Consider the following 16,934-nt stretch of genomic DNA (forward strand, 5'->3'; position numbering starts at 1 on the left):
CCGGGGGGAGATTTCATCGTGCGTACGCTTCTGGTCGACAACTACGACTCTTTTACCTATAACCTCTTCCACTATCTGACCGAGGTCAATGGTCGGGAGCCGGAAGTCGTCCGAAATGACGACCCGCATTGGAAGATCGAACGACTTGCCGCGTTCGACAACGTGGTCGTCTCGCCCGGCCCCGGAACGCCGCGCCGGGCCGCCGACTTCGGCATCTGCGCCGGGATCGTCGAGCACTCGCCCGTGCCGCTCCTGGGCATCTGCCTCGGCCACCAGGGCATCGGCCACCTGCACGGCGCCACCGTCGACCGGGCCCCCGAGCCCCGGCACGGCCGCACCTCGCCCGTGCTGCACGAGGGCACCGGCCTGTTCGCCGGACTGCCGTCCCCGATGGAGGTGGTGCGCTACCACTCCCTCGCGGTGACGGACCTGCCCGACGAGCTGGAGCCCACCGCCTGGACGCCGGACGGCATCCTGATGGGGCTGCGCCACCGGAAGAGACCCTTGTGGGGGGTGCAGTTCCACCCCGAGTCGATTTGCAGTCAGTACGGAACCGAGCTGCTCGCCAACTTCGCCGAACTGACCCGCTCCCACCAGGCGGAGCACCGGACCGTCCGCCTCACCGCCCCGGCCCCGGCCCCTTCAGCGGCTCCGGCTCCGGCCCCTGCCGCCGCCCCGGCCCCCGAGGCCGCGCCCGCCGTCGCCCGCCGACTGCGCCTGATCACCCGCCGGCTGCCCACCCGCTGGGACGCCGAGGCCGTCTTCGACCAGCTGTTCCGCGGCAACGACCACGCCTACTGGCTGGACAGCAGCCTGCCCGGCGGTGACCGCGGCCGGTTCTCCGTCATGGGCGACGCCACCGGACCGCTGGCCCGCGTCGCCACGGCCGACGTCTGGAGCGGGGTCGTCACCGTCACCTCCGCGGCAGGCGAGAGCGAGCTCGTCGCCGGCGCCTTCCTGGAGTGGATCGACCGCGATCTGCGCTCCCTGCACACGGAGCTCCCCGCGCCGTCCGAGCTGCCCTTCGACTTCACCCTCGGCTGGGTCGGCTACCTCGGCTACGAGCTCAAGGCCGAGTGCGGCGGGGACCTCGTGCACCGCTCCCCGGTCGCCGACGCCACCATGGTCTTCGCCGACCGGGCCCTGGTCCTCGACCACGCCACCGGCACCACCCACCTGCTCGCCCTCGTCGAAGAGGGCACCGAAGAGGACACCGAAGGGGTCGGCGAAGGGCACGGCGCGCCGCATGCGTCCGAAGCCGCCGCCGAGGCCTGGCTGATCGGCACGGCGGAACGGCTCGCACGGCTCGCCGGCCTGCGCCTGCCGGCCCCCCGGCCGCCCGCCGCCGCCGGGGAGATCACCCTGCGCCACGACCGCGGCGCCTACCTGGACCTGATCGACACCTGCCTGGAGGAGATCTCCGCCGGCGAGACCTACGAGGTCTGCCTCACCAACATGGCCGAGGCCGAGACCTCCCTCGACCCCTGGACCGCGTACCGCACCCTGCGCCGCACCAGCCCGGCGCCGTTCGCCGCGCTGCTCCAGTTCGGCGAGCTGTCGGTGCTCAGCACCTCGCCCGAGCGGTTCCTGCGGGTCTCCCCCGACGGCCTGGTCGAGTCCTCGCCCATCAAGGGCACCCGGCCCCGCGGCGCGACGCCCGCCGAGGACGCGGCCCTGGTCGCGGACCTGCTGAGCGACGAGAAGGACCGTTCCGAGAACCTCATGATCGTCGACCTGGTCCGCAACGACCTCGGCCGGTGCGCGGTCCCGGGCTCGGTCGAGGCCGAGGAGCTCTTCCGGGTCGAGACCTACGCCACCGTCCACCAGCTGGTGAGCACCGTACGGGCCCGGCTGCGGCCGGAGGCGAGCGCCGTCGACTGCGTACGCGCCGCCTTCCCCGGCGGTTCGATGACCGGCGCGCCCAAGCTCCGGACGATGGCGATCATCGACCGGCTGGAGGCAGGCCCGCGCGGGGTGTACTCCGGAGCCATCGGCTACTTCTCCCTCTCGGGCGCCGCCGATCTGAGCATCGTGATCCGCACCGCCACCGTCACCGGCGGACGGCTCTCGTACGGGGTGGGCGGAGCCGTGGTGGCGCTGTCCGACCCGGCAGCGGAGTACGAGGAGACCGCGGTCAAGGCTGCTCCGCTGCTGGCGCTGACCAGTACTCGCTTCCCGGAGAGGCAGCGAGACCGGATCCCCTCCTGAGGAGCCAGCGGTGCTGGAGACGGGCGAGTTCCGCCGTCTCCAGCACGGCGGCGACCTGCTCCGCGGGGACGCCGAGCCGTTCCAGTGCCTGCAGGGCGCAGGTCGCGGCCCCGTCCCCGTTCAGCAGGGTGTCGCCGGACAGCTCCGCGTCCTGCGCGGCCTCCTCCAGGGTGTCCACGGACAGGGCCAGGGCCGTGTTCCAGCCGATGAGCGTGCCCACACTGCCGTCGGCCCCGGTCCCCCACAGCAGGCGCGGCTGCGGCGCGCCGTTGGCCCGCAGCACCCGCCACCAGTCCCCGGAGAGCCGCTCCTCGCGCAGCCGGTACATCCTGCGGGCCACGGCCAGCCCCGCGGCCCCGCGGACCTCGTGGCCGGGGTCCACGCCCAGCTCGTCCAGCCGGGCGTCGACCTCGGCGTCGAAGAGGCCCACCGCGAACGAGGCCACCATCGGGGCCTCGCCGAGCGGCCGGCCGGAGGCGAGGGACCGCTCCAGCCCGTCGACGTACGCGTCGAGAACCTCGGCGTACCGCTCCCCGGAGAACACCATCGAGGCGTGCACCCCGATCCCCTCGGCGAGGCAGTCGGCGAGCGCCTCCAGGCCCGCCGGGGTCATGGGAAGGCGGACGAGCGCATTGGCGCGCGCCACCGAGCGGTGCACGGCGCGGGCCGCCGTGGCGAGCGCCCTGGCGTCGTGGGCCCACCGGGGCGACACGGCCACGGAGACGTGGCCCACGGTGCCCTTGCTCACCTCGTAGACGGGCAGCAGGAGATCGCAGGCCCGCCGCAGCTGCGCCAGGGTGCTGCCCGCGGGCGCCAGGGCGTTGTGGAAGTGGGCTCCCAGCGTCGGATACCGGACTCCGGCGTCGAACGCCTCGGGGTCGTGCGCGCTCAGCCACGGCGAGACGCCCTCGGACACCAGTTGCTTCAGCAGCGCTCCAGCTCCTTGACTAACCACGATCCCGACCTTAGAACGTCACGGCATGCGCCTGAAATAGTGCGGTGATGGTGTGTCAAGTGCCGGTGTTCCGCGTGCTCTGTGCCTCACCACGTGTGCGGACCCTAAAGGGTTCGGCGGCCGGTCCGTCCCGCGTGTCGCGGTAGTGCGTCAGGTCAATTCCGCGGGTCTGCTCACGACCTGACCTAACGCGCCCCCACCTGACGAAGTGGGGAATCTCTGGTGGTTCACCCGATTACCCGTTTCACAGACTTCTCGCTGCATCTGATGTCACGGCAGGTTCAGCACTGGGAGGTGCCACATGTACGGTGTTGCACGCTGGAAATCATTGCCCGCGGGCCAACAGCCCGTTTGGCCGGACGAAGAAGCCCTGGCGAATGCCAGGGCGGAACTCGCGGACGCCCCGGCCCTCGTGCGCCGGGAGGACGTCGACGCCCTGCGGGCCCTGCTCGCCGCGGCGGCGCGCGGCGAAGTGCAGGTCGTCCAGGGCGGGGACTGCGCGGAGGACCCCGCCGAGTGCACTCCCGGCTACCTGGCCCGCAAGGCGGCCCTCCTCGATGTGCTGGCCGGTGTCATGAAGACGCGCTCGCTCAAGCCCGTGATCCGGGTCGGCCGGCTGGCCGGGCAGTTCGGCAAGCCCCGCTCGAACCCGACCGAGACCATCGCCGGCGTCGAGCTGCCGGTCTACCGCGGCCACATGGTCAACAGCCCGGAGCCGGACCCCGAGCTGCGCCGCCCCGACCCGCAGCGGCTGGTCGCGGGCTACCGGGCCGCGGCCGGGGCCATGGAGCTGCTGGGCTGGCACGGAGAGCAGCGCCCCTCCGGGGCCGAGGCGCCCGTGTGGACCAGCCACGAGGCGCTGCTGCTCGACTACGAGGGGCCGATGGTGCGCACCGAGCCGGACGGCTCGCGGCTGCTCACCTCGACGCACTGGCCGTGGATCGGTGAGCGCACCCGCGAACTGGACGGCGCCCACGTCGAGCTGTTCGCGACCATAGCCAACCCGATCGCGACCAAGGTCGGGCCGAAGATGACCCCGGCCGAGCTGGTCGAGCTGTGCGGGAAGCTCGACCCGGACCGCGAGCCGGGCCGCCTCACGCTGATCTCCCGGATGGGCCAGGGCACCGCCGCGGCGAAACTGCCGGAACTGGTCCGCGCGGTCCGCGGGGCGGGCCACCCCGTGCTGTGGATGTGCGACCCGATGCACGGCAATACGGTCAGTGCACCGGGCGGGATCAAGACCCGCTACGTCGAAACCGTCGTGCGCGAGGTCGAGGAATTCCAGAAGGCCGTGGTCGACAACGGCGGCGTCGCGGCCGGACTCCACCTGGAAACGACTCCCGACCAGGTCCACGAGTGCGTCGCGGACGAATTCCACGTCGATGAACTGGGCGAGAAGTACACCTCGTTCTGCGACCCGCGCCTCAATTCCGACCAGGCCATCGAAGTCGCCTCAGCCTGGCGCGGCTGAGGCCGAAGAAGAAAAAGGGGGTTACTCCATCATGGAAGGAAAGATCGCTCTGGTTACCGGAGCGGCCGGCGGCATAGGCGAGGCCATCGTCCGCGCCCTGGCCTCCCGGGGCGTCCGGGTGGCAGCGGTGGACCGCGATGCCGACCGGCTGCGCGAGGTGGCCAAGTCCGTCGGCGAGCAGGGCGGCCGGGTCGATCCGTTCCCGGCCGACGTCACCTCCAGCGCGGACGTCGAGGCGCTGGTGGACGACGTCGAGGCGCTGGTCGGCCCGCTCGACTTCCTCGTGAACGCGGCGGGTGTGCTGCGGCTCGCCGAGGCGCGCAAGCTCACCGACCAGGAGTGGAGCACGACGTTCGCGGTCAACACCACGGGGGTCTTCTTCGTCTCCCGCGCGGTCGTCAACCGCATGGTGCCGCGCCGGCGGGGTGCGATCGTCACGATCGCCTCCAACGCCGCGGGCACCGCCCGTACGGAGATGTCCGCGTACGCCGCCTCCAAGGCGGCCGCGACCATGTTCACCAAGTGCCTGGGGCTGGAGGTCGCCAAGTTCGGCATCCGCGCGAACCTGGTGGCACCGGGCTCCACCGACACCCCGATGCTCAGCTCGATGTGGCAGGACGAGAGCAGTGCCCGCGCCTCCATCGAGGGCGTTCCGGACGCGTACCGCGTCGGCATCCCGCTGGGCAAGCTGGCGCGTCCCGAGGACGTCGCCGAGGCGGTCGTCTTCCTGCTCTCCGACAAGGCCGCCCACATCACGATGCACGACCTCACCGTGGACGGCGGTGCGGCGCTCGGTGCCTGAGACCGGTGCAAGCAGTCAGCGAACCGTGAACGAGAGCGTGAACGAGAGGGAGAAACGCATGGCAGGGATACCTGCGATCAGCCCCTACCCGATGCCGTCGGCGGCCGACCTGCCCGCCTCCGCCGTCGACTGGGAGGTCGATCCGGACCGCGCCGTCCTGCTGGTGCACGACCTGCAGAAGTACTTCCTGGCCGCCTTCCCCGCGGGTGAGCAGCCCGTCGTGGACCTGTCCCGCAATGCCGGGGAGCTGCGCGTCCGCGCGGCCGAGCTCGGCATCCCCGTCGCCTACACCGCGCAGCCGGGCGGGATGACGCCCGAGGAGCGCGGTCTGCTCAAGGACTTCTGGGGGCCGGGCATGCAGCCGAGCCCGGAGCACCGCCAGGTCGTGGACCCGGTGGCGCCCGCCGAAGGCGACTGGATGCTCACCAAGTGGCGTTACAGCGCCTTCTTCAAGACCGACCTGCTGGAGCGGATGCGCGCGCAGGGCCGCGATCAGCTGATCATCTGCGGGGTGTACGCCCACGTCGGCGTGCTGATGACCGCCGTCGACGCCTTCACCAACGACATCCAACCCTTCCTGGTCGCCGACGCCATCGCCGACTTCAGCTGGGAGGACCACCGGATGGCACTGGAGTACGCCGCCGGCCGGTGCGCCCGGCTGACCACGACCAAGGAGCTCCTCACGGCCCTCCCCGACCGGGTGGCCGCCTACGCGGGAAGGGGATCCGCATGACCGGGGACCTGCTGGGCCGGATCCTCACCGGCCGGCCGCCGGCCTTCGCCCTGATCCACCGGCCGGAGACCACCGTCTCCGGGCACATCGACCTCTTCCTCGGCGAGTTCACCGAGGCGGACACGCTGGCCGACATCCCGCTGCGGGACCTGGAGGCGGGAGCGGGCGCCCGTCAGGACGTGCTCACCCTGGTGCCCTACCGCCAGCTCGCCGAGCGCGGCTTCGAGGCGCCCGACGACGGCACCCCGCTGCTCGCGATGGTGATCGAGGAGCAGGCGCAGCTGCCGCTGGAGACCGTGCTGGGCCGGATCGCCGACGCACCGGTGCACCTGGCGGCGGGCGGCGACTTCGACATCGACGACGACGCGTACGCCGAAACGGTCCGTCGGGTCATCGCGGACGAGATCGGCACCGGTGCGGGCGCCAACTTCGTGATGAAGCGGTCGTTCGTCGCCGACATCAGCGACTACTCCGTCGACGCGGCGCTGCGGTTCTTCCGCCGCCTGCTGGAGCGGGAGACCGGCGCGTACTGGACCTTCATCGTGCACACCGGCGACCGCACGCTGATCGGCGCCTCCCCGGAGCGGCACGTGAGCGTCAGCGGCGGCCGGGCCGTGATGAACCCCATCAGCGGCACGTACCGGTTCCCCGCCTCGGGTCCCGAACTGCCCGGCGTCATGGACTTCCTCGCCGACCGCAAGGAGGCCGACGAGCTGTACATGGTCGTCGACGAGGAACTGAAGATGATGGCCCGGATCTGCGAGTCGGGCGGCCGGGTGGTCGGGCCGTACCTCAAGGAGATGGCCCGGCTCGCGCACACCGAGTACTTCATCGAGGGCCGTACCTCCCGCGACCCTCGGGAGATCCTGCACGAGACCCTGTTCGCGCCGACGGTCACCGGCTCCCCGCTGGAGAGCGCGGGCCGCGTGATCAGGAAGTACGAGCCCCAGGGCCGCGGCTACTACAGCGGCGTGCTGGCGCTGGTCGGCCAGGACGAGAACGCCGGGCAGACCCTGGACTCGGCGATCCTCATCCGCACCGCCGACATCGACAGCCGCGGCCGGATGCGCATCGGCGTGGGCGCCACCCTCGTGCGGCACTCGGATCCGCTGTCGGAGGTCGCCGAGACCCGGGCCAAGGCGGCAGGGCTGCTGGCGATGTTCGAGCAGTCCGGGCCGCGGCGCTTCGGCGACCACCCCGACGTACGGGCGGCGCTGAGCCGGCGCAACGCGACCATCGCCGGCTTCTGGCTGGACGACGACGCTTCCCGCACCCGGCCGGTCCCGCTGCTGGTGGGCCGCAAGGTGCTGGTCGTCGACGCGGAGGACACCTTCACCGCGATGATCGAGCACCAGCTGCGGGCCATGGAGGCCGACGTCACGGTCTGCCGCTTCGACGAGCCGTACAGCTTCGCCCCGTACGACCTGGTCGTCATGGGGCCGGGGCCGGGCGACCCGCGGGACGTGGACCACCCGAAGATCGCGCACCTGCGGTCCGCGGTGGACGTCCTCCTGGCGGAGCACCGGCCCTTCCTCGCGGTCTGCCTCAGCCACCAGGTGCTCAGCATGAAGCTGGGCCTCCCGCTCCGGCGCAGGGAGCACCCCAACCAGGGCGTGCAGCGGGAGATCGAGCTGTTCGGGCGGCGCGAGCGCGTCGGCTTCTACAACACCTTCGCCTCGCAGAGCGCCGCGGACACCGTCGAGGTGCCCGGCATCGGCACGGTCGAGGTCTGCCGGGAGGCGGAGACGGGCGAGGTGCACGCACTGCGCGGACCCGGTTTCCGCTCGATGCAGTTCCACGCCGAGTCGGTGCTCACCGAGGACGGCATCCGCATCGTCGCCGACGCCCTGTCGGGCCTGCTCCAGGAGCAGTTGGTGTGAAGGCGACGGTGGCCTGGTGGGACCTGTCGGGTTCGGGGCACAGCATCGCCTCGCTGCGGGCGTACCTGCGCGATGAGGCGGTCGACCGGTTCGCGGGGGTCGAGGGCCTGCGGCTGAAGTTCTGGATCGCGGACCCGGCGACCGAGCGGTGGGGGGCGGTGCTGCTGTGGGAGTCGGCCGAGGCGGCCGCCCGTCCGCTGGCCCCGCGGGCCGCCGAGCTCATCGGGCGGGCACCGGTGCAGTACACGGTGTTCGACGTCGAGGCGACGGTCGAGGGCGTCCACACCCTGCCCGCGCTGCCCGGACTCGACCTCATCCGGGAGGACGGGCAGGCCGTGCACAGCAGGTAGGACGGCCCGGACGGGCCCGGCGCCGTCGCGCAGGCGGCGCCGGCCCGAGCCGGGGCGTACGTGTACGGCCCCTCACGACCCTTGCGGGGCGTGGGGGGCCGTCGTCGTGGCCGCATCGGCCGCGGTGCGCATCATGACCCGGTGCAGCACCTGGGTCATGGCCTCCAGCGTGCCGTGGAAATCGCAGTCCAGGTCCCGCAGATAGGTGTTCTGCGCGAGGATCGCGGCCGCCGGGCGGTCGGTCAGGGTGATGCTCAGCGTCAGCGTGAGCCGTCCCTGCTCGTCCTCGCCCATCTCATTGCGGATCTCCGCGATGTCGGTGTCGTCCAGATGCCGGTAGGTAATGCGCCCCGCGCTCTCCTGCGGGGTGACCCGCTGCAGGAACGTCTGGTCGCCGCGCCGGATTTCCCGTAGAAATCCATCGGCGTACCACTCGGTGATCCGGCATTCCTTAATGGCCGGAACATAGTCCACCGGGAACTGTGCCTTGTGGAGCAGCGCCTGCCACAGGTTCTCCGGCGTCGGACCGCCACAACACTCCTGACCTGCGTCGACTACCGGACGGGTCCATGAAAGCGTCAGCATTGATCTCCCTTTTCCGCCGCTGGGCCGGCGTGCAGCATCAGCCCGGCGCACGCCCGTGTCAAAGCCGGTCGCAGCATTACGTCAGATGACCTCAGGACCTGACGAAGTGACCGAAGTCCACTGCCCCGCGGGCCCCCCTTTCTTGCAGGGTGACGGTTGGTTGGTGGCGTTCCACAGAGCGCCTTTCCCGTTAAATCCGATGCGGAGAATCAGGAGAACGCTGATGTCTGAACGGTTCGACGGCCAGGTCGTCCTCGTGACCGGAGGAGGCGAAGGCATCGGCCGGGCAGCGGCGGTTGCCTTCGCCCGGCTCGGCGCGCTCGTGGTGGTCGCAGGCCGCCACCCGGAGACGCTCGAAGGAACGGTCAAGCTGATCCGCGACGCGGGCGGGCAGGCCGACAGCGTGATCGCCGACGTGTCGGACACCACGGCCGGGGCCGAGGCCGGCGCCGCGTACGTCGTCGCCGAGACCGTACGCCGCCACGGAGCCCTGAACGTGGCCTTCAACAACACCACGGAACTGGGCCCGCACCAGAGCGTCGCCGACATCGACGAGACCGTCTGGGCCCACACCCTCACGGCCAACCTGACGGGCGTCTGGCTCTCCATGAAGCACGAGATCGCCCACATGGAGACCGCCGGCGGGGGCGTCATCGTCAACACCGCCAGCAACATCGGCGCGCAGGGCATGCTCCCGGGCCTCGGCGCGTACGCCGCCTCCACGGCCGCCGTCAGCGCGCTGACCCGGACCGCGGCCCGCGAGTACGTCGGCCAGTCCATCCGGATCAACGCCATCAGCCCCTGCCCCCTCGGCCGGGGCGCCAGCGTCGAGGAGATCGCCGACACCGTCGTGTGGCTCGCCTCGGACGCGGCCGCATACATCGTCGGGCACGACCTCGTGCTCGACCGCAAGACCGGCGAGTGAGCGGCGTGCAAGCAGTGCCCGAGGAGCGCGCGGCACGACGTGTGCCCCGGCGCGTGACCAACGAGTGAGCAGTGCCCCGGCGCCCCCCGGGGACCGGCCGAGCAGAGGAGCCCTGAGCAGAGCGGTGAGCACAGCGGTGATCAGTCCCACGCAGACATCCCCGACATCCCCCCGTCCCTTCGAGTGGAACGACCTCGACCGCCGCGCCGTGGACACCGCCCGGGCCCTGGCCGTCGACGCCGTCGGGGCCGCGGGCCACGGCCACCCCGCCGCCGCCATGAGCCGGACCCCGGCCGCCCACCCGCTCTTCCGGCGGCTGCTGCGGCACGACCCGGGCGACCCGGGTTGGTCGAACTGCGACTGCTCCGTCCTCTCCTGCGCACACCTGGTCGTGCTCTGGGACGACGACCGGATCTCCCTCGGGGACGACCCCCGGAGCGCGGCCTCCGAGGACGTGTCCGCCCCCTTCCGCGCCCACGGCCGGCACGTCCGACAGGTCGACTGGAGCGCCACCGGCAGGTACGAGGAGGACATGGCGGGCCTGTACGAGGCCCTGTCGGCCGCCCGGGAGGAAACCGGGCGGCCTTCGCTCGTCGCGCCGCGCACCCTCATCGGCCGGCCCTGGCGGGCCGCCTCCCCCGAGCGGGCCGCCGTGTTCCGGACCCATGACTCGACCGGCCGGGGCGAGGACGGCCCCACCCACCAGCCGGTGGAGCACCTGTGGGCGCTGCGCGGCGTCCCGGGCCTCGACGTGGTCCGCCCGGCCGACGCCGCCGAGACGGCCGTCGCCTGGCGGACCGTACTGGAGCGCACCGACCGGCCGGCCGGACTCTGCCTGAGCCGCCGGGACCTCCCGGTCCTCGACCGCTCCGGCGCCGCCGGGGTGGAGTCCGCCGAGGGCACCGCGCGCGGCGGCTACGTCCTGGCCGAGGCGGACGGCGGCGCCCCGCAGGTGGTGCTGATCGCCACCGGGAGCGAGGTGCACACCGCCCTCGACGCCCGGGCCGTCCTCCAGCGCGAGGGCATCGCCGCCCGGGTCGTGTCCATGCCGTGCCCGGAGTGGTTCCGGGAGCAGAGCACCGCCTACCGCGAGGAGGTGCTGCCGAGCGGCGTGCGGGCCCGGGTCTCCGTGGAGGCCGGCTCCGCGCTCGGCTGGTACCAGCTGCTCGGCGACCCCGGGATCCCGGTCGGGCTCGACCGGTTCGGCGCGAGCACCCCGTACACCTCCCTCCACCGACGGCACGGCTTCACCGCGGAGCGGGTGGCCGCCACCGCCCGGGCCGCTCTGGCCCGGGCCGCGCACCGGGAGGCGATGTGACCGGGACCGCCCTGACCGCCCGTATCCCCGGCTCGAAGAGCATCACCAACCGGGCGCTGCTGCTGGCCGCCGCGGCCGACGGGGTCTCCCTGCTGCGCTCGCCCCTGGTCAGCGAGGACACCGTCGCCTTCCGGGAGGCCCTGATCGGCCTCGGCGTGCCCGTCGAGACGGGCCCGGACGGCTGGAAGGTCTGCGGCAGCGGGCGCGCCCCCGCCGCGGGGGGCACCGTGTGGTGCGAGGACGCGGGCACCGCCGCCCGGTTCCTGCCGCCGTTCGCGGCGACCGGAGCGGGCACCTTCACCTTCGACGGCACCGGTCAGCTGCGGGCCCGTCCGCTGCGCCCGCTGGCCGACGCGCTCGGCCGGCTCGGCGCCGACGCCCGGGTGGCCGAGCCGGTCGGCGGTCTGCCGCTGACGGTCACCGCACGGGGCCTGACGGGTGGTGAGCTGACCGTCGACGCCTCGCTCAGCAGCCAGTACCTCACCGGTCTGCTGATGGCCGGGCCGCTGATGCGCCGGCCGCTGACCGTACGCGGGCAGGGGCTGGTCAGCCGCCCGTACATCACCATGACGCAGACGCTGATGCGCCACTTCGGCGCGTACGTCGACGAGTTCGAGGGCGGGGCGATCCAGGTGCTGCCCGGCGGCTACCGGGCCGCCGAATTCGACGTCGAACCCGACGCCTCCACCGCCTCGTACTTCTTCGCGGCGGCGGCCGTCACCGGGACCACCGTCACGGTCCCCGGACTGGGACGCGGCAGCGTCCAGGGCGACCTGGGCTTCGTGGAGGTCCTGCGCCGGGCGGGCGCCCGGGTGGAGATCGGCGAGCGGGAGACCACCGTCACCGGCACCGGGCCGCTGCGCGGCGGCTTCGACGTCGACATGGGGGACATCTCCGACACCTTCATGACCCTGGCCGCGGTGGCCCCGCTGGCCGACGCCCCCATCACCGTGCACAGCATCGCCCACGCCCGGCTCAAGGAGTCCGACCGGATCGCCGCGGTCGAGGAGAACCTGCGGGCCTGCGGGATCCGCACCGAGTCCGGACCGGACCGGCTCACCGTCCACCCCGGCCGTCCCGCGGCCGCCGAGATCGCCTGCCGCCGGGACCACCGGATCGCCATGGCGTTCTCGGTGCTCGGCCTGCGGGTCCCCGGGATCACGCTCGACGACCCGTCCTGTGTCGGCAAGACCTTCCCCGGCTTCCACGCCGAACTGGAACGGCTCTTCCCGGCCCGTACGCGCCCCTACTCGGGCACCACCACCAGTCACTGACAACGAAAGGGATGTGAGACACCCATGGCCGACATACTCATCGCCGGCGGTGGCATCGGCGGCCTCGCCGCGGCGCTCGGGCTCGCGAAGCGTGGACACCAGGTCACCGTCCTGGAGCGCAGGGACGTCTTCACGGAGGTCGGCGCGGGCATCCAGCTCGGCCCGAACGCCTTCCACGCGCTGGACCTGCTCGGAGTGGGCCAGGAGGTCCGCGACCGCGCCGTCTTCATCGACGAGCTGCGCTTCATGGACGGCACGACCGGCGAGAGGGTCGCCGCGATGCCGGTGAAGGAGAAGTACCGCGCCCGGTTCGGGAACCCGTACGCGGTGGTCCACCGCGTGGACCTGTACCTGCCGCTGCTGGAGGCCGCCCGCCGGCACCCCGGTGTGGAACTGCGCGGCCGCCACCACGTGGTGGCGTACGAGCAGAGGGCGGGCGAGGTGACCGCCGTCCTCGCGGACGGCCGGCGCATCACCGGCGACGCGCTGATCGGCGCCGACGGCCTGCACTCGGCGATCCGGCAGCAGATGGTCGGCGACGGGGCCCCGCGGGTATCCGGGCACACCATCTACCGCTCGGTTATCCCGATGGAGGAGGTGCCCGAGGAGCTGCGGTGGAACACCGTGACCCTGTGGGCGGGCCCGAAGTGGCACTTCGTGCACTACCCGATCGCGGGTGCCGAGCACTTCAACCTGGCGGCGACGCGGGACGACGGCGCCACCGAGGCGGTGGCGGGCGTGCCCGCCGAGCACGAGCACGTCCTGAACTCCTTCCCGGAACTGTCCGGTGCGGCCCGCAGGCTGCTGGAGCTCGGCCGGGACTGGAAGTCCTGGGTGCTGTGCGACCGCGACCCGGTCGACCGGTGGACCGAGGGCCGGGTCGCCCTCCTCGGTGACGCCGCGCACCCGATGCTCCAGTACGCGGCCCAGGGCGCCTGCCAGGCAGTCGAGGACGCGGTGCTGCTGAGCGGGCTGCTCGACGGCTGCCCGGCCGACTACGAGCAGCGGCTGGAGAAGTACAACGCGGCGCGGCGCGAGCGGACGGCCGAAGTGCAGCTGGTGGCACGGGAGATGGGGCGTCAGCTCTACCACGCGGCCGGGGCTGCGCGGATCGAGCGCAATGCGATGCTGGCCTCGCTGTCGGACGACGACATGTACGACAAGGTGGCCTGGCTGCACGGCTCGCAGGATTTCGGGGCCGCTGCGGGCAGTTGACCGGAGCATCCGTGGAGCCGCCGGGGCGGTGGGGGCGCAGGCGGCGTACGCGCCCCACCGCCCCTTCCGCCGCCGAGTCACCCGCCGGCACGTTCTTCATCAGCAGCAACAAGGACGGCGACGTCTTCTGCGGGAGGACGTCCAAGGGGCCCCGGCAGGGCGGGGTGCCGTGCCGGGGCCCGGGGTGGACCGCTCGTGGTCAGATCGTGAGGACGATCTTGCCCGTGGTGTGCTTCGACTCGCTCAGCTCGTGCGCCTTGCGCACCTCCTGGAGCGGGAAGGTCTCGGCGACCACCGGGCGGATCCGGCCCGCCTCGGCGAGCTCGGCCAGCTGCTCCAGGACGGCGTGGTCCGGCGCCACGTTGACCGTGATGCCGCGCAGCCCCAGGGCCTCCGCCTTCGCCTTGATCTCGTCCAGGGCGAGGGGGTTGGTCGCGCCGATGTAGGTGCCGCCCGGGCGCAGGGTGCGCAGCGAGCGGTCCTCGTAGTCGCCGCCGATGAGGTCGAAGACGACGTCCACGTCCTGGACGGCCTCGGTGAAGTCCTCGCTCGTGTAGTCGATGAGCTCGTCGGCGCCCAGCTCGCGCAGCAGCTCGTGCTTGGCGGCGCTCGCCGTGCCGATCACGTACGCGCCGCGGGCCTTGGCGATCTGGACGGCCATGTGCCCCACACCGCCGGCCGCCGCGTGGACGAGCACCCGCTGGCCCGGCTGGATGTCCGCGCCGTCCACGAGCGCCTGCCAGGCCGTCAGGCCGGCCATCGGCAGGGCCGCCGCCTTGACGTGGTCCAGGGACTGCGGCTTGCGGGCGAAGTGGCGCGCGGGCGCGGCGACGTACTCCGAGTATCCGGCGGCCTCGTTCGGGAAGGACGGCAGGCCGAAGACCTCGTCGCCGACCTTGAAGCGGTTCTCGCCGGGCGAGACGGCCACGACGGTGCCGGAGACGTCCCAGCCGACGCCGAACGGCGGGGTGAGCCACAATCCGAATTCACGGATCTTCCAGTCGATCGGATTCACGCCGGCGGCGTGGGTCTTTACCAGGATCTCCGTGGAATTGGGAGCGGGAATCGGGGAATCTGTCAGGTTGAGGACCTCTATGCCGCCGAGGGTTTCCTGACGTACGGTGCGCATGGTTTCTGTCATGGTGTGCATGATCCGCAAAGGCCGCGCGAGTTGTAAAGCCACCTCTCCGCCGTCCGTCGAATTCAGGCCATCCGGAACCTGACACAGCCACCGGGAATATCTTTTGAGGGCCGGTGTGCTGCCCAATGCTGGACCATATGACTCAGCTGCGATCACTTGGTTCGGCCGGCCCTGAGGTTTCCGCTCTCGGCCTCGGCCTGATGTCCATGTCCGACTTCTACGGCCCCGCCGACCGGGCCGAGGGAGTCGCCACCGCCCACGCCGCCATCGACGCGGGCATCACCCTCCTCGACACCGGCGACTTCTACGGCAGCGGCCACAACGAGCTCCTCCTGCGCGAGGTGCTGCAGAGCCACGACCGCGAGCAGCTCACGCTCAGCGTCAAGTTCGGCGTCCTGCGCGACCCGGCCGGCGGCATCCTCGGCGTCGACAACCGCCCCGAGGCGGTCAAGAACTCCCTCGCCCAGACCCTCCAGCGGCTCGGCACCGACTACGTCGACGTCTACCGTCCGGCGCGCCTCGACCCGAACGTGCCGATCGAGGAGACCATCGGCGCCATCAAGGAGTGCATCGAGGCCGGCTGGGTCCGCCACATCGGCCTGTCCGAGATCGGCGCCGAGACCCTGCGCCGTGCCTCCGCCGTGCACCCCATCGCGGACCTCCAGATCGAGTACTCGCTGCTGTCCCGCTCCATCGAGGACGAGATCCTGCCGACGGCGCGCGAGCTCGGCACCGCGATCACCGCGTACGGGGTCCTCGCCCGCGGCCTGCTGTCGGGCCGCTGGAACCACCAGCGCGCCACCGCGACCGACGACGGCCGCAGCAGCTTCCCGCGCTTCAGCGGCGAGAACCTCGACCGCAACCTCCAGCTGGTCGCGGCCCTGGGCAAGGTGGCCGAGGCCAAGGGCGTCACCACCTCGCAGCTCGCCATCGGCTGGGCCATGGCCCAGGGCGTCGACATCGTGCCCGTCGTCGGCTCCCGCCGCCGCGAGCAGCTCACCGAGGCGCTGGGCGCCCTCTCCCTGGAGCTGACCGCCGAGGACATCGCCGAGATCGAGCGCGCGGTGCCCGCCGAGGAGGTCGCCGGTACGCGTTTCGACGCCGAGGGCATGGCCATGCTCGACAGCGAGAAGAAGGGCTGAGCGTGAAGCCCATCGGCAGCGCCGCCCAGTGGCAGGCCGACCGCCTCGACGTCCAGGCGTACCTCGACCGCCTGGGCATCACCGGGCCGCTGCAGCCGGACGCGGAGACCCTGCGCCGGCTGCACCGCGCGCACGCCCTGGCCATCCCGTTCGAGAACCTCGACATCCTGCTGGGCCGGGGCATCGACCTCGACATGGACGCCATGCAGTCCAAGCTCCTGCGCAGCAGCCGCGGCGGGTACTGCTACGAGCACAACATGCTGTTCGCGGTCCTGCTGGAGCGGCTCGGGTACGAGGTCACCCGCCTCTACGCCCGGCCGCTCCTGGACGCGCCCAAGCCGCTGCCGCGCACCCACCTCGTGCTGAGCGTGGCCGTCGGCGACGAGACGTACCTCGCGGACGTCGGCTTCGGCGACGAGGGCCCCCTGGAGCCGATCCCCGTCTCCGACGGCATCGTCCGCGACCAGGGCGGCTGGGTGTACCGGCTGGCCCGGGTCGAGGGCTCGGACAAGGAGTGGGTGCTCTCGCTGAAGCGGGAGGACGACTGGTTCCCGCTGTACTGGTACGCCACCGAGGCGCACCACCACATCGACTGCGTGGTCGCCAACTACTTCATCTCCACCCACTCCAGCTCGCCCTTCACCGGGCGGGTGTTCCTGGAGCGGATCGCGGAGGGGTGGCGGCTCAACCTCAACCACCGCAAGCTCACGCTGACCCGGGCGGACGGCACGGTCGAGGTCCGGTCCATCGTGGACGAAGAGGTGGCCGGCCTGCTGGAGGAGCAGTTCGGCATCGAGCTGACGCAGGACGAGGTCAAGGTGGTCGTCGCGGCGCTGCCCGCGCCCGACCCGGCCTGATCCCGGTTCAGGTAGTTGCGGTAGCCGAAGTCGTGGCGGGCGCAGGCCAGGTGGAAGGGGAAGCCGAACGGGTTGTCG

General features: G+C 72.1%; 15 protein-coding genes and 1 pseudogene. 12 read left to right on the forward strand and 4 right to left on the reverse strand.

Going from position 1 to position 16,934, the window contains the following annotated elements; genetic code table 11:
* The first annotated feature begins 18 nt into the window (after positions 1-18).
* On the forward strand, positions 19-2,208 hold the full coding sequence (pabB, locus tag AB0B01_RS09290; RefSeq protein ID WP_361714724.1) for an aminodeoxychorismate synthase component I: 2,190 nt from the start codon (positions 19-21) through the stop codon (positions 2,206-2,208).
* Here pabB and AB0B01_RS09295 read toward each other — a convergent pair.
* The gene (locus AB0B01_RS09295) at positions 2,135-3,163 is read right to left on the reverse strand and encodes a transaldolase family protein (RefSeq protein ID WP_361714727.1); all 1,029 of its coding nucleotides are present in this window, start codon (positions 3,161-3,163) and stop codon (positions 2,135-2,137) included. The genes pabB and AB0B01_RS09295 overlap by 74 nt on opposite strands.
* A gap of 301 nt (positions 3,164-3,464) precedes the next feature.
* On the opposite strand from AB0B01_RS09295, the gene AB0B01_RS09300 reads away from it, so the two are divergent.
* Genes AB0B01_RS09300 through AB0B01_RS09320 form a run of 5 tightly spaced genes read left to right on the forward strand, consistent with a single transcriptional unit; the run spans position 3,465 to position 8,399 of the window.
* Entirely contained in the window at positions 3,465-4,634 is a 1,170-nt protein-coding gene (locus tag AB0B01_RS09300; protein WP_361714730.1) for a 3-deoxy-7-phosphoheptulonate synthase, read from the forward strand.
* Positions 4,635-4,665: 31 nt separating this feature from the next.
* Positions 4,666-5,436, forward strand: a complete 771-nt coding sequence (locus AB0B01_RS09305) for a 2,3-dihydro-2,3-dihydroxybenzoate dehydrogenase (protein WP_356851515.1) — start codon at positions 4,666-4,668, stop codon at positions 5,434-5,436.
* Positions 5,437-5,494: 58 nt separating this feature from the next.
* Complete coding sequence (locus AB0B01_RS09310; RefSeq protein WP_361714734.1) at positions 5,495-6,169, forward strand: isochorismatase family protein; 675 nt, start codon at positions 5,495-5,497, stop codon at positions 6,167-6,169.
* Entirely contained in the window at positions 6,166-8,049 is a 1,884-nt protein-coding gene (locus tag AB0B01_RS09315) for an anthranilate synthase family protein (protein ID WP_361714737.1), read from the forward strand. The genes AB0B01_RS09310 and AB0B01_RS09315 overlap by 4 nt, the downstream gene beginning before the upstream one ends.
* Positions 8,046-8,399, forward strand: a complete 354-nt coding sequence (locus tag AB0B01_RS09320; RefSeq protein ID WP_361714740.1) for a hypothetical protein — start codon at positions 8,046-8,048, stop codon at positions 8,397-8,399. The genes AB0B01_RS09315 and AB0B01_RS09320 overlap by 4 nt, the downstream gene beginning before the upstream one ends.
* A gap of 72 nt (positions 8,400-8,471) precedes the next feature.
* Here the strand turns inward: AB0B01_RS09320 and AB0B01_RS09325 are convergent, their stop codons facing one another.
* Positions 8,472-8,984, reverse strand: a complete 513-nt coding sequence (locus tag AB0B01_RS09325; RefSeq protein ID WP_361714743.1) for an AtaL-like protein — start codon at positions 8,982-8,984, stop codon at positions 8,472-8,474.
* A 223-nt stretch (positions 8,985-9,207) separates the two neighbouring features.
* Between AB0B01_RS09325 and AB0B01_RS09330 the strand changes: the two genes are divergently transcribed.
* From AB0B01_RS09330 to AB0B01_RS09345, 4 genes are all read left to right on the forward strand, one after another.
* Positions 9,208-9,909, forward strand: a complete 702-nt coding sequence (locus tag AB0B01_RS09330) for an SDR family oxidoreductase (RefSeq protein WP_361714746.1) — start codon at positions 9,208-9,210, stop codon at positions 9,907-9,909.
* Between the two features lie 124 nt (positions 9,910-10,033).
* Positions 10,034-11,227: a transketolase C-terminal domain-containing protein gene (locus AB0B01_RS09335; protein WP_361714749.1), complete on the forward strand. Its 1,194-nt coding sequence runs from the start codon at positions 10,034-10,036 to the stop codon at positions 11,225-11,227.
* Positions 11,224-12,501, forward strand: a complete 1,278-nt coding sequence (aroA, locus tag AB0B01_RS09340) for a 3-phosphoshikimate 1-carboxyvinyltransferase (protein WP_361714752.1) — start codon at positions 11,224-11,226, stop codon at positions 12,499-12,501. Before AB0B01_RS09335 ends, aroA begins: the two co-directional genes overlap by 4 nt.
* Before the next feature lie 24 nt (positions 12,502-12,525).
* The gene (locus AB0B01_RS09345; protein WP_361714754.1) at positions 12,526-13,716 is read left to right on the forward strand and encodes a 3-hydroxybenzoate 6-monooxygenase; all 1,191 of its coding nucleotides are present in this window, start codon (positions 12,526-12,528) and stop codon (positions 13,714-13,716) included.
* Between the two features lie 199 nt (positions 13,717-13,915).
* Here the strand turns inward: AB0B01_RS09345 and AB0B01_RS09350 are convergent, their stop codons facing one another.
* A complete protein-coding gene (locus tag AB0B01_RS09350) occupies positions 13,916-14,857 on the reverse strand; it encodes an NADP-dependent oxidoreductase (protein ID WP_361714757.1) in 942 nt (313 codons plus the stop codon).
* 137 nt (positions 14,858-14,994) lie between these two features.
* On the opposite strand from AB0B01_RS09350, the gene AB0B01_RS09355 reads away from it, so the two are divergent.
* Together AB0B01_RS09355 and AB0B01_RS09360 are read left to right on the forward strand one after the other, a co-directional pair.
* Positions 14,995-15,999 (forward strand): aldo/keto reductase, encoded by a 1,005-nt coding sequence (locus AB0B01_RS09355; protein ID WP_361714760.1) that lies wholly within the window; start codon positions 14,995-14,997, stop codon positions 15,997-15,999.
* 2 nt (positions 16,000-16,001) lie between these two features.
* Positions 16,002-16,856 (forward strand): arylamine N-acetyltransferase, encoded by an 855-nt coding sequence (locus AB0B01_RS09360; RefSeq protein ID WP_361714763.1) that lies wholly within the window; start codon positions 16,002-16,004, stop codon positions 16,854-16,856.
* Positions 16,857-16,867: 11 nt separating this feature from the next.
* Here AB0B01_RS09360 and AB0B01_RS09365 read toward each other — a convergent pair.
* Positions 16,868-16,934: pseudogene (locus AB0B01_RS09365) on the reverse strand (phospholipase A2); the annotation flags it as partial.

Source organism: Streptomyces sp. NPDC044571 (assembly GCF_040647115.1).
In the GTDB taxonomy this organism is placed as follows: Bacteria; Actinomycetota; Actinomycetes; order Streptomycetales; family Streptomycetaceae; genus Streptomyces.